The sequence below is a fragment of the Achromobacter deleyi genome (assembly GCF_013116765.2).
Lineage (GTDB): Bacteria > Pseudomonadota > Gammaproteobacteria > Burkholderiales > Burkholderiaceae_B > Achromobacter > Achromobacter deleyi_A.
Window position 1 is genome coordinate 5593331 of record NZ_CP074375.1, and the last position, 11853, is coordinate 5605183.

Consider the following 11853-nt stretch of genomic DNA (forward strand, 5'->3'; position numbering starts at 1 on the left):
GTGACTGGCGCCAGGCGGTGGAGCACGCGCAGGCGCGATCGTGGCTGGGGGACCGGAACACGGAAAGCGGTCAAGGGCCACGGCCAGGCCCCGGCCAGCCACCCGTTTCCAAAGAGGACTCCAGCAGCGCAGCCCGCACGCCGCCTCGCCAGGGGCAGGATATTCACGCGAAACATACCCGCGAACCGGATACTCAGGGAGAGGCCGCCATACGCAGCTCGGGCACGGAAGCGCCCACACCTTGGATAAGCCCGTCGCGAGAGCAGGGCCCGGTTGCGACCCCAACGCTCGCAGTGGCGCCAACCGCCCTGCGTCGGCAGCCAACGTCCCATTTTTCTGGCCAGGCCGTCGCGCTGACGCAGATGGCCAGCAGTCCCGGGGTGCGTCCGCGCAAGCAGTCCTTGCATATCGAGCCCGGCGAGCAGGGCGTCTCGGTGTGGGTGCGCGATACCGCCATGAACAGCCAGCAGGCGAATCACCTTGCGACGGCGATAGCCGCCAGCCTTGGCGGCGGTACGCAGCGCCTGGCAGCGCTTTACCTGAATGGCCGGCCGCTCGCCGATGACCAGAACTCATCTTCCCTTTCGTTGTCCTCAACCACTCTGTCGGAGTAAGCACCATGGCAATCGATTCGACCGGGGCCGCCGCCTCGACCCAGCTTGGCATGCAGGACCTGCTTAAAGTGCTGTTGGCCCAGTTGACCAACCAGAATCCGCTCAAACCGATGGAGAACCAGGACTTCATCGGCCAGATCGCCCAGTTCTCGTCCCTGGAGCAAAGCCGCCAGACCTACTCCAAGCTGGATGAACTGGTCGGGTTGCAGGCGACGCTGCAATCGGTCGGGTTGATCGGGAAGACCGTCGATGTGGAATCACAGACCGGCAGCATCACCGGCACCGTGACGGCGCTGAGTTTTGCGTCCGGATCGCCGATGTTGAGCATCCGTACGTCCAGCGGTTCGGTCGTCAGCGACCTGAGCCTGGGCGCCGTCACGGCCATACGCTAAGGAGCCGTCATGCTGGACAGCATCTGGTTGAGCCTCGCCGGGATGAATGGATTCTCCAAGGGCCTGCGCACCATCAGCAACAACGTAGCGAATATGAACACGCCGGGCTTCAAGAAGTCCCAGGTGCTGTTCGAAGAACAGTTCAGCGCCAATGTGCCTTACAAGCACGACCGGCAGGGGCCCGGAAACAACGGACAGGGCGCGGGCGTGAACACGTTTTCCACCCGGATCGACTTCAGCCCGGGCGAGGCGCGGCAGACTGGCAGCAGCCTGGACATGGCGTTGGACGGGGCCGGGTACTTCATGCTGCGCGGGGACGATTCGGAGCTGCGGTATACGCGCGCGGGCCAGTTCGAGTTCGGCGACGACGGCGTCTTGCGCAACAAGAGCGACGGCTCGGTGGTGCTGGGAACGGATCGCGACGGGAAAGGCGCGTTGGGAGAGATCTCGCTAGCGGGTCTCATGACCTCGCCCGCGACCCCGACCTCGTCGATACAGTTCTCCGGCTATCTGTCGTCGACCGGCATGGATCACGAACTGACGGCGGTCAAGATTTATGACCGCACAGGTGCCGAGCATCTCCTGAAGGTGAGGTTCGTCAACCAGGGCGCAACCCAGCCAGGCACCTGGAAGGTGTCGATCGACGACGGTCCGACCCATCTGGGCGAAGGCACGCTGGTATTCAAGGATGGCAGGATTGATCCCGCCTCCTCCAGGATTACCGTGAACTATCTATTGCCGTCGCAAGGAGCCCAGGCTATCACGCTGGATTTCAGCGATGGGGTGACGTCCTTCGCGTCCGGTACGACCTCCACCTTGACCGTTCTGAAGCAGGATGGTTACACGGCTGGCAGCGCCACGGGCGTTGCATTCGACGCGTCGGGCGTGCTGTCCATCAGCTACTCGAACGGTCAGTCGGTCCAGGGCCGGCGGATCGCGTTGGCGCGCTTCTCCTCCGATGACCTGTTATCGCCGGTGGGAGGGAGCCAGTTCGTGCTGACAAACTCGGGCGCCCGCATCTTGGGCAATCCTCGAGGGGACGGATTTGGCCGGCTGGAAAGCGGCAGGGTGGAAGGGTCGAACGTGGACCTGTCCCAGGAATTCAGCGATCTGGTCGTCATGCAGCGTGGATATCAAGCGGCATCCCAGACGATCTCCACCGCGAACGATCTGATCCAGTCGCTGTTCGATATGAAGGGCAGACGGTGATGACGGTGTGGACGATCGCCTGGTGGACCCAGGCGGAAATGGAGCGGGCGGCGGACTCCGTCAGGGGAGCGCTGCTGGATTGGTGCGGGCAATGGGGCGTGGACCCTGGCGCGCTTCGGGCCGAGCCCGCGTCCTGGCCCGCGCCGGCCGCTGCGGCCGGCTGGCAATGCGTGACCGGCAGCGGCGACAGAAACGGGGCCTGGATGACCCATCCCGATATGGCGGCTCGCGGGCTGGCGGCCGCGGTGTGCGATGAAGAACGTGAGGCCGCCACGGCGATGCGCCAGGGCGGGCCCTTGTCGCTGTCGGTGGCGCGTCAGGCGGCGCGCGCAATGCTGGCTTCGCTACGCGCGGATTTTGACTGGTCCGAGGTGGACCACGACCAGCCCTGCGCCTTGCCGGCGGGGCTGGAGCGCGGCGGCTTGAGCCTGTCGGTATGGGTCGGCGACGCGCAATTGGGGGTGGTGTTGAGCGCCGGCGTAGCCCGTGCGGTGACGGGCCGCGTCAAGGAGAGCCCGTCATTGCCATTGGCGGCCCTACAGGATGTGCTGGGACGGCGCGGAATCCTGCTCGACGTCGCGTTGCGCCCGGTCCGGCTTGAGATCGGCAGCCTGTGTTCGCTGGCGATCGGCGATGTCATTGCGCTGGACCACAAGCTGGACGAACCCGCGACCCTGTACGCGGAGGATGCATCGCCGGTGGCGCGGGCGCACTTATCCCGGGTCGGGCCGCAAAAGGCGATCCGATTGGAGCGTGCGGCAGCATAGGGCCGCCCACGATTCTTCATGGCTTTCACTAGGAGTACAGCGTTGACGACTCATCAAGGCGACCTTGCAGGCGCAATGGCTCAGCCCATCGATTTCCCGGAAGGCGTGGACGCCTCGGCCGAACAGACCCCCTTGGCCATTCAAAATCTCAATCCGATACACAGCGTCAAGGCGACCTTGTCCGTGCGCGTCGGGGAGGTCGAACTGACCGTCGGTGACCTGATCAACGCCAAGTCGGCTCAAGTCTTTGCCCTGAACCGCAGGGTGGATCAGCCCGTGGACCTGCTGCTCGAAGGCAGCGTGGTGGCGCGTGGCGAGCTGGTGGCGGTCGGCGATCATTTCGGCGTTCGAGTGATTGAACTGCCCTTGGATCTGCGTTCGCTGGCATGAGTTCGGGTACACCGCTTGAATGGGCGCGCGAAGACGCTTTGACCACCGGCCTGCAATCCTGGTCGTGGGCGCTGGCCATTGTGCTGGCGCTGTTGGCTTGCGCCGCGGTGCTGTGGTCGCGCAAGCGCGGCGGCTTGCCGAGGTGGACCAAGCCAGCCAGCACGCCGGTGCGCCGGCTGGGTGGAACGCGCCTGAATCAGAAAGTGACGCTGGAGGTGGTGGAGTTCGGCGGTCAGCGCATTCTGCTGTCGGTCAGCGAAACGGGCGCTTGCGAGATCGCGCGCGACCCGGTGTCCCACGACGCTGGCAGGAGCGCACCATGAGACCAGCCGTGCGCGCTTTGACGACGTTGGCGGGGGTAGCGCTTTCATTGCTCGCAGGTGGCGCGTGGGCTGCCGCGGCTGGCGAGCCGCCGCAGGGTCTTGGCGCCACGATGGGTCTGGCGGCGGGCTCGGCCCCCGAAACCGCCACCGCGCTTCGCATCGCCATCGGGCTGACGGTTCTCAGTCTGCTGCCCGCCATGCTGGTATGCATGACAGCGTTCCTGCGCATCATCATCGTACTGTCCATGCTGCGTCATGCCTTCGGAATGCAGGAAACCCCACCAAACGCCGCGCTGCTCGGGCTATCGCTGTTCCTGACGCTGTTTGTCATGTCGCCGGTGATCCAGGACGTCAATCAGCACGCGCTTCAGCCGTTCATGCAGGGAACCCTGTCGGTCGAGGACGCCTACGAGCGGGCCGTACAGCCCATGCGGGCATTCATGGTCAAGCAGACCCGGGAGGAAGACCTGGCGCTGATGCTGGATCTCTCGGGGGCTGCCAAGCCGGAAACGCTGGAGCAGGTCAGCAACGTGCAGCTGATTCCGGCATTCATGCTGTCGGAGCTGAGGATCGCGTTTCAGATCGGCTTCGTGATCTTTCTGCCGTTCCTGCTGATTGATCTGATCGTGTCCAGCGTGCTGATGGGGTTGGGAATGATGATGATGCCGCCGGTGACGGTGTCCTTGCCGATCAAAATTCTGCTGTTTGTGCTGATCGACGGTTGGGGGCTGGTGCTGCGGTCGACGATAGGATCCTTCCATTGAGTGCCTGGGCCACCATGAATGCAGCCGCCTTTGAACCGGAATGGCCTGTCCCTCCAGACGAGGATGCGCTGTGGCGAACCTACCGCGCGCAGCCCACCCAGGCGCTGCGCGACCGCCTGGTCACGCGCTATCTGCCCTATGCGCGCGCGATCGCCGCGCGCATGTATTCCCGCCGTGGAGGGCAGGACTTCGAATTTGACGATTACCTGCAGTACGCATCGCTCGGGCTGATGGAGTGCGTGGACCGCTATCAACCCGGCTTGGGCGCCTCGTTCAAGACGTATGCGACGACGCGGATGACCGGATCCATCCTGAACGGACTGGAGAAGCTGACGGAGCGCCAGCAGCAGGTGGCCATTCAGCGCCGCCTGGCCCATCAGGATGACCGCGCGGTATCGCTCGCCGAATTCGACGAAGACGTCGAGGGTGGTGAATCGGCCGAAGAACTGTTCCGCCGGTTGGCCGCGGTCGGGGTGGGCGTGGCGCTCGGGGTGCTGCTGGAAGGATCCGGGCTGATCGAATGGCAGCAATCGGAAAATGGCGGCGGCCTGGGAGCCTACGAGCAGGTTGAACTCAAGCAGTTGCGGGACCGCGTGCTCGCGCTGGTATCCGCCTTGCCAGAGCGTGAACGCTACATCGTCCGTGCCCACTACATGCAGGATATCGCCTTCCAGGACATCGCCGCCGAAATGGGGCTGACGAAGGGGAGAATTTCGCAGTTGCATAAGCGCGCGCTGGAGATGCTCCGGCAGCAACTGGCCCGATACCAGCAATCCTGCGCGGACTTTTAGCGCCGCGGATCGCGTTACGCTTGACCCTTGAACGAACTTTTCCGCATAGGAACTCCTTTCATGCCGAACCCCACAGATCGTCTGGACCGCTATGACGGCTACTTGCAGCAGGATCCGGACAACACGACGCTGGCGGTAGAGGCCTTCGAGCTGGCATTGAGCCTGGGCCTGCATGGGCGAGCCGCAGGCTATCTGGATCGGGCGCAGGCCGTCGCTGGCGCGGACCCTTATCTGCAATACCGGCGCGCGTCGCTATGGGCCGCCCAGGGACGATGGGACGAGGCGCTGGAATTGCAGTCGGATCTATGCCGGCGTTTGCCCCAGGATCAGGACCTGCGCGTGGCGCTTGCCAATCTGCTGCATTATGCGGGGCGACACGAGGAGGCCGAGGCAGCCTGGTCTGCTCTGCAGCAGAGCGGCAATCTGCCCGCCCATGCCTGGGCCAACCGGCTGCGCACCCTGCATTTCCTGGGGCGCCTGGAAGGGGGGCTGGCCCTGGGAGAGACATACGCCGAGGAACTGAAGTCGCACCCGGAAGCCGCCGGAGTGCTGAGCCTGATAGCCATCGATTGCGGCCGGTTCGACGTAGCCAGGCACTGGGCGGGCGTTGCGCTGGGTTCGTTGCCTGATTCGACGGAAGCGCTGACCTCGGCCGGGGCGCTGGCGCTGGCAGCCAAGGATGCGGCGGGCGCGATCGCGGCGTTGACGCGTGTTGTGCAAAGCAAACCCCAAGAGGGGCGGGCCTGGTCCTCGCTCGGAATTGCCCATCTGCTTGTGCAGGACGGAGCCACCGCGCAAGCCGATTTCCAGCGCGCTACGGCGCTGATGCCTGGGCACGTCGGAAGCTGGCACGGACTGGGATGGGCATGCTTGCTGCTCGGCAATCTGGCGCAGGCCAAAGTCGCCTTCGAACAGGCCCTGGCGCTGGACCGGAATTTCGGCGAAAGCCATGGCGCCGTCGCGGTCGTCTATGCACTGACGGGCCAGAGTGAAGATGCCGCCCGCCATATTGACCTGGCGCTGCGGCTGGACTCCGCCGCGTTGTCCGCCAGGTTCGCCCAGGCCGCGCTGTCCGGCGCCTTGCAGCGGCCCGAGGAGTTCCAGACCCTGGCGGCACGGGCGCTGCGGGGCGTGGAGGCGCCGGATGGCCGTTCCTTGATCGACTGGATCCGGCAGTAGCGGGCGGATGCGGGCTGGGCCGGCTTGCGCGTGGCCTAGGGCCCGCTGGGGATGTCCAGCAGCAGACGCGCGGCGCGCTTGCTGGCTGCCAGCAGTTCGGGTTGGGCCTCCATGCGTTGCTGCACGATATCCACGAGTTGATGGAACTTCGGGTCGTTGATCAGGTTCGTGCCCAGATCGGAGACCAGGGCCGCTTCCAGAAAATATCGGAACGCCTTGCGTTCGCGGTCCTGGTCATCGGGTGCCAGGCTGGCGACCCGTCTGAGCAGCTCGGTAAACGCAGGAGGCTCCGCGGTTTTTTGGGCCGTGGCGGTTTTGCCCGCACGGCCGGTGTTTCCAGTTCGCGCGCCCGAAACGGTGCGCTGCTGGATAAGCTGGGCCAGACGCCCAATGCCGTCAATCATGATTGGCTCTACAGGTTCTGCTTGTAGGATGCCAGGACGAACTGGGTCGCGGCCTCGTCTTGGGGGGCGGAGGGGGCGTTGGGGGTATTGGCGCGTAGCGTTTCGATCTGACCGGCCAGCATGCGCATGTCATGGTTCAGCGGCGTATTTTCCTGATTGACCGCCATGCCCTTGTCCAAGAGCAGCAGGGTGTCCTCGAATGCGTCGATGGCCAGCGCCGCGAAAGCGCGTTTGAACAGCACCAGATAGTGGGTTTCGCCCAGCAACTCCAAGGGTTGCCAAGTCTGGAAGGCGGTTTGTGGCCGGCCGCTGGTGTATTGCAGCAAGCCAAGCTGGAAGCGCGCGGTCGACAGGGAGGCGTCCCGCTGAAGGGCACCGATGAACGCCGCCTCGGCGGCGTCCGGCGCGCCCATTTGCATCTGCTGGGCCGCAAGCAGCGCCAGCGTCGGTCCGGATGCGGGGTGGTCTTCGTGGGCCTGGCGCAGGATATCGAGTGCGCGTTCGCTGTCGCCGTCTTCAAGCGCCAGAGCGTATTGTTCGAGAAACTGGAGGGGGGGATTGGGGGTAGTCATAGGGAATCGGTACGGCGGACGGAAGCGTCAGAGGGGGCCAGCGACGACAGCCGCATCTCGCGGACCAGCGATTCCGCAAGTCGGGCGCAATGGGCGCCGTCCTGTCCACTGACGGCGAACATGGGCCATGCGTGGCCAAGATCGAATGGGCGGTTCGAATCGTAGGCAACCTCTTCAATCAAAGGGACGCATCCGGCGCCGAATTGGACCTTGCGGCGCCCGTGTTCCAAGGGTAACACCGCGCGCCGGATGCCCACATAGGGGGCGACCCAGGTGAAATCCAATGTGTCGGCCATCCCGAGCATATAGGCCAGCGCGGCGCGATAGTAAGGCAGGCCCAGACCATGGAATGCCCGGTCGGGCATCGTGCCAGGGCGCAGGTTGATGTCGATGGCGCATAACTGGCCATTCTTTTCGACGCATTGGATGTAGATGACGGATTGGCGCAGGCCTATGTCGAAAAGCGCCTGAATCATCCGGCTGATCTGCTCGTGGCGCGGATGACGGTCGCCAATCAGCATCCATTCACATTGCAGCGTGTCGCGGGTAAAACGCAAACGTCCGCCTTCGTACACCGCAATGCTCTCAGGGCCCGCGACGGCCGCCGCGGTGTACACGTCGCTGTCGTCGATGTACTCCATCGTGAGGTAGCGGCCATACCAGGAGTTCGGGTCGTTCTGATAGGCCAGGAAAGCATCCAGCAACTCCCGCTCGACCAGCCAGTCGTGGAAGTGACGCAGACTTTCGTAGCGTTGATAGGCCCAGGGGTGTTCGGCAAATGATCCGCTTCCCTTGTCCGGCTTGACGATGATGGCGTAAGACACATCCAGCTTCAGGTCTTCGGCGCGCAACGGGGCGTGCGCCCACAGGGTTGAGAATCCTCGTTGGGCGAAAAACCGGTAGGCCAGGGACTTTTGGGTGGCGATCATCGTCGCCAGCACTTCAGGCCCCGCCACGCCGTGGAGCGCGGCGAGATTGGCGGCATCCACGCTGCGGAAGTCGCTGCAGGCAAAGACGCCCAGCGTATTCGAATCCGGATAGTCCGCCACCTGCAGATTCAGCGCATCGGCGGCGGCCCGGTATTGTTTTTCCTTGGCCGCGCTTTCCCGGCTGTAGGAAGAGAGCAGAACGATGTTTCTTTTCATGCCTGGGCCTTCAGGGCAGGGTGCAGTTTTCCGCCGCGCAGCAGATCGAATGGATGGGTGGCGCCGAAGTGCGGATTGGCTTGCCAGTGGTCCTGTACGGCATCATGGTCGAACCAGGGGGAAAAGCCCAGGACAAGGTGGATCCGGGGCGTGCTGCTGGGCTCCTTCACGTACACCCGATGCGCAACGTTGGTGTTGAACGTATAGGCGTAACCCGGCGCCAGGAAATGTTCCGTCATTGTGTCGGAGTCCGGCTGCGGCGTGTCCTTCTCGTGTTCGATCTGCAGACGGTATGCGGGGTCCGAGGTCAACGGGATGTTCAACCGCAGGTTCTCGAACACGGGTTCGTCGCGATGCCACCCATCCATGAAATCCTCGGTGATGCCGCGTTCGCCGATCAGCACCGACAAGCGCGAGCGGATCAGCGTCAGGCCACACTGGTCCAGGAACTTACCCAGCTCGCCCAGTCGGGCCGCGGGCGTCCGGACGCGAAATCCGTAGGAATCGAAATATGTGTTCTTCAGGCCCCGATGGCGTTGCACCGAGTTATAGAAGAACTCGTTGATGGGATTGAGCGAAGTGCCCAAGGTGGACTGGTGCACGTTCTCCACGCCGGGTTCATGCATGTCGGGGTTGTAAACCAGCGACAGGGATTGATAGTTGTGGTCGTGATGCCGTCCCTCCGCCGAAAGCCAGCCGTGCAGACCATGCGCCTCGATGGCCTGGTGCGCGGCGTCCTGCAGCCCCTGATACAGCGCGGGGGGCAGCGGTATCGCCAGCAGCTGGGATGAAGTCTTGTCGTTCAGCGCGGCACTGGCCTCGGCGAATGGGGTATGGGCCTTCAGGTGCTGGACGATGGTCAGCTCGTCGGGAGCGTCTTGGACGGAGAAAGTTGACATGGTCGTTGCCTATCAATTGAAGGGATGTGGAAACGCCCGGCCACGCCGCTGTTTGGCGCCTGGTTGGCGCAAGGCAAGATAGGCGGGTTGGCCGGCCGGTTCGTTGCCGGCTCCGAACTTGATGGGGATAAGCCCGGGAATGAAAGCCTTGATGGTGGGGGTGCCCAGGGGGGCGCCATCGCTCAGGTCAACGGCAATCAGTTGCTGGCCGTCGCGGCGCAGGAGTTGTGTCAGGGTCGGCCAGTCTTGCGCCAGATCGCGCGCGGCCGGCAGGCAGTCCGCCGGGGCGGCCAAGGCGTCGGCGCGCCTGAAGGAAGATTTTTGGCTATACAGCGTCGCGTGGTCGGATGCGTCGCGGACATGCGCCGCACGAATCGGCGGCGGCTTGGGGTTGTGCAGCATGATGTAGACCTGCGCTTCCAGTTCCATCAGTGCGTGGTCCATTGCGGCTTCGAAGTCATAGCCGGCGCAGCTTGCCACGCGCGTGAAGTGTTGCTCCATGGATTGCGCAAAGCAGAAGGCGACTGGGCAATAGGCGTGGCCGATATCGCGCAGTACCACGCGCATGCCAGCGCTGCGCAACCGATGCAATCTGGCCTGTTGCGCGGCAGGAAGCTCTTGCTCCTGAACGGCGATGGCGGGTACGCCCAGCCACAGGCGCATGAAGGCGTCGCGCTCGATGAGCTCCAGGACCGCGTTTTCCAGAGCGGATTCAGCGCAGGTATGTGCGGCGGCGCCCGACGTGTTGGCACTGGTGTAGCGGGACGGCCGGTTGTGCGCGGCCAGGCCTTCTTCCAGGTAAATCAGGTCGGCCAGCATGAAGCAGGGGGAATCTTCCAGGACGTTTCGCGCCGCCTTCCACAAATACTCCGCCCGCGGGTCGAAAGGGCGGTACGGAAAGCCCGCGCGCCGGTACTGCGCCGCGCCATACCGCAGCACGTCGCGAGGATCCATGGCGTTCGGCAGGTCTTGCAGGCGCGCCTTGACGAGTCCTTGCGGGCTGCATAAGGCCGCGCGCTCGCGGCTTTCCATGGTGGCCTTGAGACGCGCGCGCGCTGCGTCCGTGTCGCGGCCCCAGGACCAGGGATGCAAAGCATCCTGCCTGGCGCGGCATAAGAAAAAGGCGCGCACGCCTTCGGAATCCCGTGCATCCACCCATTCAAACTCCGCGGGAACATCCGTGGGCTCGGGCGCGCCGCGTGATCCCAGAATCACTGTCGTGACCGGCACGATGTCGTCTCCGCAGCCCAGCAAGGCTGCGAGGTCCCGCTCCAGAAATCCGCCTATCTCCACAGCTTGGCAATCGCAGGCGGTCGCCGCCAGCAATGCGTTCTGGGCAGCATGCCCTGCCTCCAGCGGGACATAGGACAACGCGCGGGGTCCGTATTTTCTGGCGCTGTCAGCGAACTGCGCGGCAATGACCAGGATGCCTTGTGCCCGATCCAGCAGGTCCGGCGAAGAAAACGCAGCTTGCAGCGACGATAAATCAGCTTCCAGCGGGGTGTAGTGCAGACGTGCGCCGTCTCCCGCGGACAGCGAGTACGCGCCCACGTTCAATGCGCCGGTCGTCCGCAAATTGAGATAGTAGTGCCGCAGTGGATATAGCGCTCCGGCAGAGGGCGTGACGGAACGCAGGCGGTCGCGGTCGCGCACGACACCCGCGGCGGCCCACAGCACGGCGGTCACCACCTTGGGGGAGAGCGGTTCTGGTCCGAAGCTGCGGCCGGACACGCGCTCGCGCAGCAGCCGATGCAGATCGGCGGCAAGATCGCCACTGTCCAGCGTGATGGCGCCGGCGCCGGGGGCGTCGGACAGTCGGGTCTGAGCGGCGGCCGCCATCTGCAGAAGCTGCGCCGGAGGAGGCGCTTCCCCCATCGTCCTGGGGTTTTCCGCATGCGACCAGAGCTGGCGTGCAACGTCATGGATGCAGACCAGCACCTTTTCTTCGATCAGGGCTTGCAACAGCGCAGTCGCCGCGCGCAGATCCCATTGCCGCTTGCGACAAGAGTCCAGCCAGCGGCGCGGCGTCAACACGCCGTCGAAGTCATACAGGGCGCGCAAGACAACGCTTGGCGCCTGTATGGACACCGTGCGGGAGGCTTGCCGGCATTGCAGGGTGGAACCATGCAGCAGGCTTCCGGGCATCAACACATGGGGAAGATCCAGTTGCATGGCAGATCGCTGCGGGCGAACGGGTTCGCCTGCCGGGCCTCGCGAGTTACTTACCGCTGCTGCCCGCTGGAACCGGCATGGCCTGGCTGCGGCGCTGTTCGCTGGAAGCAGTCCACGTGAAGCGCTTGGGGTCGTTCTGGCCGGCGACAGGCTGCGGCGTGGTGGCGGGGGTCTGGCTCATGGTTTCTCCGGTTTGGGTGCGTTGGCGTGCCTGACGGCCAGCCAGGGGTGA

General features: G+C 64.4%; 15 protein-coding genes. 9 read left to right on the plus strand and 6 right to left on the minus strand.

Features of this window, described 5'->3' with window-relative positions:
• The first annotated feature begins 362 nt into the window (after nt 1–362).
• From HLG70_RS25410 to HLG70_RS25450, 9 genes are read left to right on the plus strand one after another with little or no spacing between them, the layout of a single operon-like run.
• Nucleotides 363–614, plus strand: a complete 252-nt coding sequence (locus HLG70_RS25410; protein WP_171662838.1) for a hypothetical protein — start codon at nt 363–365, stop codon at nt 612–614.
• Nucleotides 615–619: 5 nt separating this feature from the next.
• On the plus strand, nt 620–1006 hold the full coding sequence (locus tag HLG70_RS25415; RefSeq protein ID WP_171662837.1) for a flagellar hook assembly protein FlgD: 387 nt from the start codon (nt 620–622) through the stop codon (nt 1004–1006).
• Between the two features lie 9 nt (nt 1007–1015).
• A complete protein-coding gene (locus HLG70_RS25420) occupies nt 1016–2215 on the plus strand; it encodes a flagellar hook protein FlgE (RefSeq protein ID WP_171662836.1) in 1200 nt (399 codons plus the stop codon).
• Nucleotides 2215–2982, plus strand: a complete 768-nt coding sequence (locus HLG70_RS25425) for a FliM/FliN family flagellar motor C-terminal domain-containing protein (protein ID WP_171662835.1) — start codon at nt 2215–2217, stop codon at nt 2980–2982. Before HLG70_RS25420 ends, HLG70_RS25425 begins: the two co-directional genes overlap by 1 nt.
• A 42-nt stretch (nt 2983–3024) precedes the next feature.
• Complete coding sequence (locus HLG70_RS25430) at nt 3025–3372, plus strand: FliM/FliN family flagellar motor switch protein (protein WP_234103227.1); 348 nt, start codon at nt 3025–3027, stop codon at nt 3370–3372.
• Nucleotides 3369–3695 carry a flagellar biosynthetic protein FliO gene (locus tag HLG70_RS25435; protein ID WP_171662833.1) on the plus strand — a complete coding sequence of 109 codons (327 nt, stop codon included), beginning with the start codon at nt 3369–3371 and terminating at the stop codon, nt 3693–3695. Before HLG70_RS25430 ends, HLG70_RS25435 begins: the two co-directional genes overlap by 4 nt.
• Complete coding sequence (fliP, locus tag HLG70_RS25440) at nt 3692–4459, plus strand: flagellar type III secretion system pore protein FliP (protein WP_171662832.1); 768 nt, start codon at nt 3692–3694, stop codon at nt 4457–4459. The genes HLG70_RS25435 and fliP overlap by 4 nt, the downstream gene beginning before the upstream one ends.
• Nucleotides 4460–4473: 14 nt before the next feature.
• A complete protein-coding gene (locus HLG70_RS25445; RefSeq protein WP_171662831.1) occupies nt 4474–5250 on the plus strand; it encodes a sigma-70 family RNA polymerase sigma factor in 777 nt (258 codons plus the stop codon).
• A gap of 60 nt (nt 5251–5310) precedes the next feature.
• On the plus strand, nt 5311–6429 hold the full coding sequence (locus HLG70_RS25450; RefSeq protein ID WP_171662830.1) for a tetratricopeptide repeat protein: 1119 nt from the start codon (nt 5311–5313) through the stop codon (nt 6427–6429).
• A 35-nt stretch (nt 6430–6464) separates the two neighbouring features.
• Here HLG70_RS25450 and HLG70_RS25455 read toward each other — a convergent pair whose 3' ends face one another.
• The 6 genes from HLG70_RS25455 to HLG70_RS29660 are packed head-to-tail and all read right to left on the minus strand — an operon-like array spanning nt 6465 to nt 11802.
• Entirely contained in the window at nt 6465–6833 is a 369-nt protein-coding gene (locus HLG70_RS25455; protein ID WP_171662829.1) for a hypothetical protein, read from the minus strand.
• 8 nt (nt 6834–6841) lie between these two features.
• Nucleotides 6842–7405 (minus strand): tetratricopeptide repeat protein, encoded by a 564-nt coding sequence (locus tag HLG70_RS25460; RefSeq protein ID WP_171662828.1) that lies wholly within the window; start codon nt 7403–7405, stop codon nt 6842–6844.
• A complete protein-coding gene (locus HLG70_RS25465; protein WP_171662827.1) occupies nt 7402–8550 on the minus strand; it encodes a hypothetical protein in 1149 nt (382 codons plus the stop codon). Before HLG70_RS25465 ends, HLG70_RS25460 begins: the two co-directional genes overlap by 4 nt.
• Nucleotides 8547–9449, minus strand: coding sequence for a hypothetical protein (locus HLG70_RS25470; RefSeq protein WP_171662826.1), 903 nt, complete (start codon nt 9447–9449; stop codon nt 8547–8549). The genes HLG70_RS25465 and HLG70_RS25470 overlap by 4 nt, the downstream gene beginning before the upstream one ends.
• Nucleotides 9450–9461: 12 nt before the next feature.
• Complete coding sequence (locus tag HLG70_RS25475) at nt 9462–11621, minus strand: YcaO-like family protein (RefSeq protein ID WP_171662825.1); 2160 nt, start codon at nt 11619–11621, stop codon at nt 9462–9464.
• Between the two features lie 46 nt (nt 11622–11667).
• On the minus strand, nt 11668–11802 hold the full coding sequence (locus tag HLG70_RS29660; protein ID WP_267970720.1) for a hypothetical protein: 135 nt from the start codon (nt 11800–11802) through the stop codon (nt 11668–11670).
• Nucleotides 11803–11853 lie beyond the last annotated feature (51 nt).

Coding starts and splice junctions, on each gene's coding strand:
- HLG70_RS25445 (WP_171662831.1), top strand. CDS start 4,474: ATGAATGCAGCCGCCTTTGAACCGGAATGGCCTGTCCCTCCAGACGAG.
- HLG70_RS25410 (WP_171662838.1), top strand. CDS start 363: ATGGCCAGCAGTCCCGGGGTGCGTCCGCGCAAGCAGTCCTTGCATATC.
- HLG70_RS25415 (WP_171662837.1), top strand. CDS start 620: ATGGCAATCGATTCGACCGGGGCCGCCGCCTCGACCCAGCTTGGCATG.
- HLG70_RS25435 (WP_171662833.1), top strand. CDS start 3,369: ATGAGTTCGGGTACACCGCTTGAATGGGCGCGCGAAGACGCTTTGACC.
- HLG70_RS25465 (WP_171662827.1), bottom strand. CDS start 8,550: ATGAAAAGAAACATCGTTCTGCTCTCTTCCTACAGCCGGGAAAGCGCG.
- HLG70_RS25425 (WP_171662835.1), top strand. CDS start 2,215: ATGACGGTGTGGACGATCGCCTGGTGGACCCAGGCGGAAATGGAGCGG.
- HLG70_RS25470 (WP_171662826.1), bottom strand. CDS start 9,449: ATGTCAACTTTCTCCGTCCAAGACGCTCCCGACGAGCTGACCATCGTC.
- fliP (WP_171662832.1), top strand. CDS start 3,692: ATGAGACCAGCCGTGCGCGCTTTGACGACGTTGGCGGGGGTAGCGCTT.
- HLG70_RS25450 (WP_171662830.1), top strand. CDS start 5,311: ATGCCGAACCCCACAGATCGTCTGGACCGCTATGACGGCTACTTGCAG.
- HLG70_RS25475 (WP_171662825.1), bottom strand. CDS start 11,621: ATGCAACTGGATCTTCCCCATGTGTTGATGCCCGGAAGCCTGCTGCAT.
- HLG70_RS25420 (WP_171662836.1), top strand. CDS start 1,016: ATGCTGGACAGCATCTGGTTGAGCCTCGCCGGGATGAATGGATTCTCC.
- HLG70_RS25460 (WP_171662828.1), bottom strand. CDS start 7,405: ATGACTACCCCCAATCCCCCCCTCCAGTTTCTCGAACAATACGCTCTG.
- HLG70_RS29660 (WP_267970720.1), bottom strand. CDS start 11,802: ATGAGCCAGACCCCCGCCACCACGCCGCAGCCTGTCGCCGGCCAGAAC.
- HLG70_RS25455 (WP_171662829.1), bottom strand. CDS start 6,833: ATGATTGACGGCATTGGGCGTCTGGCCCAGCTTATCCAGCAGCGCACC.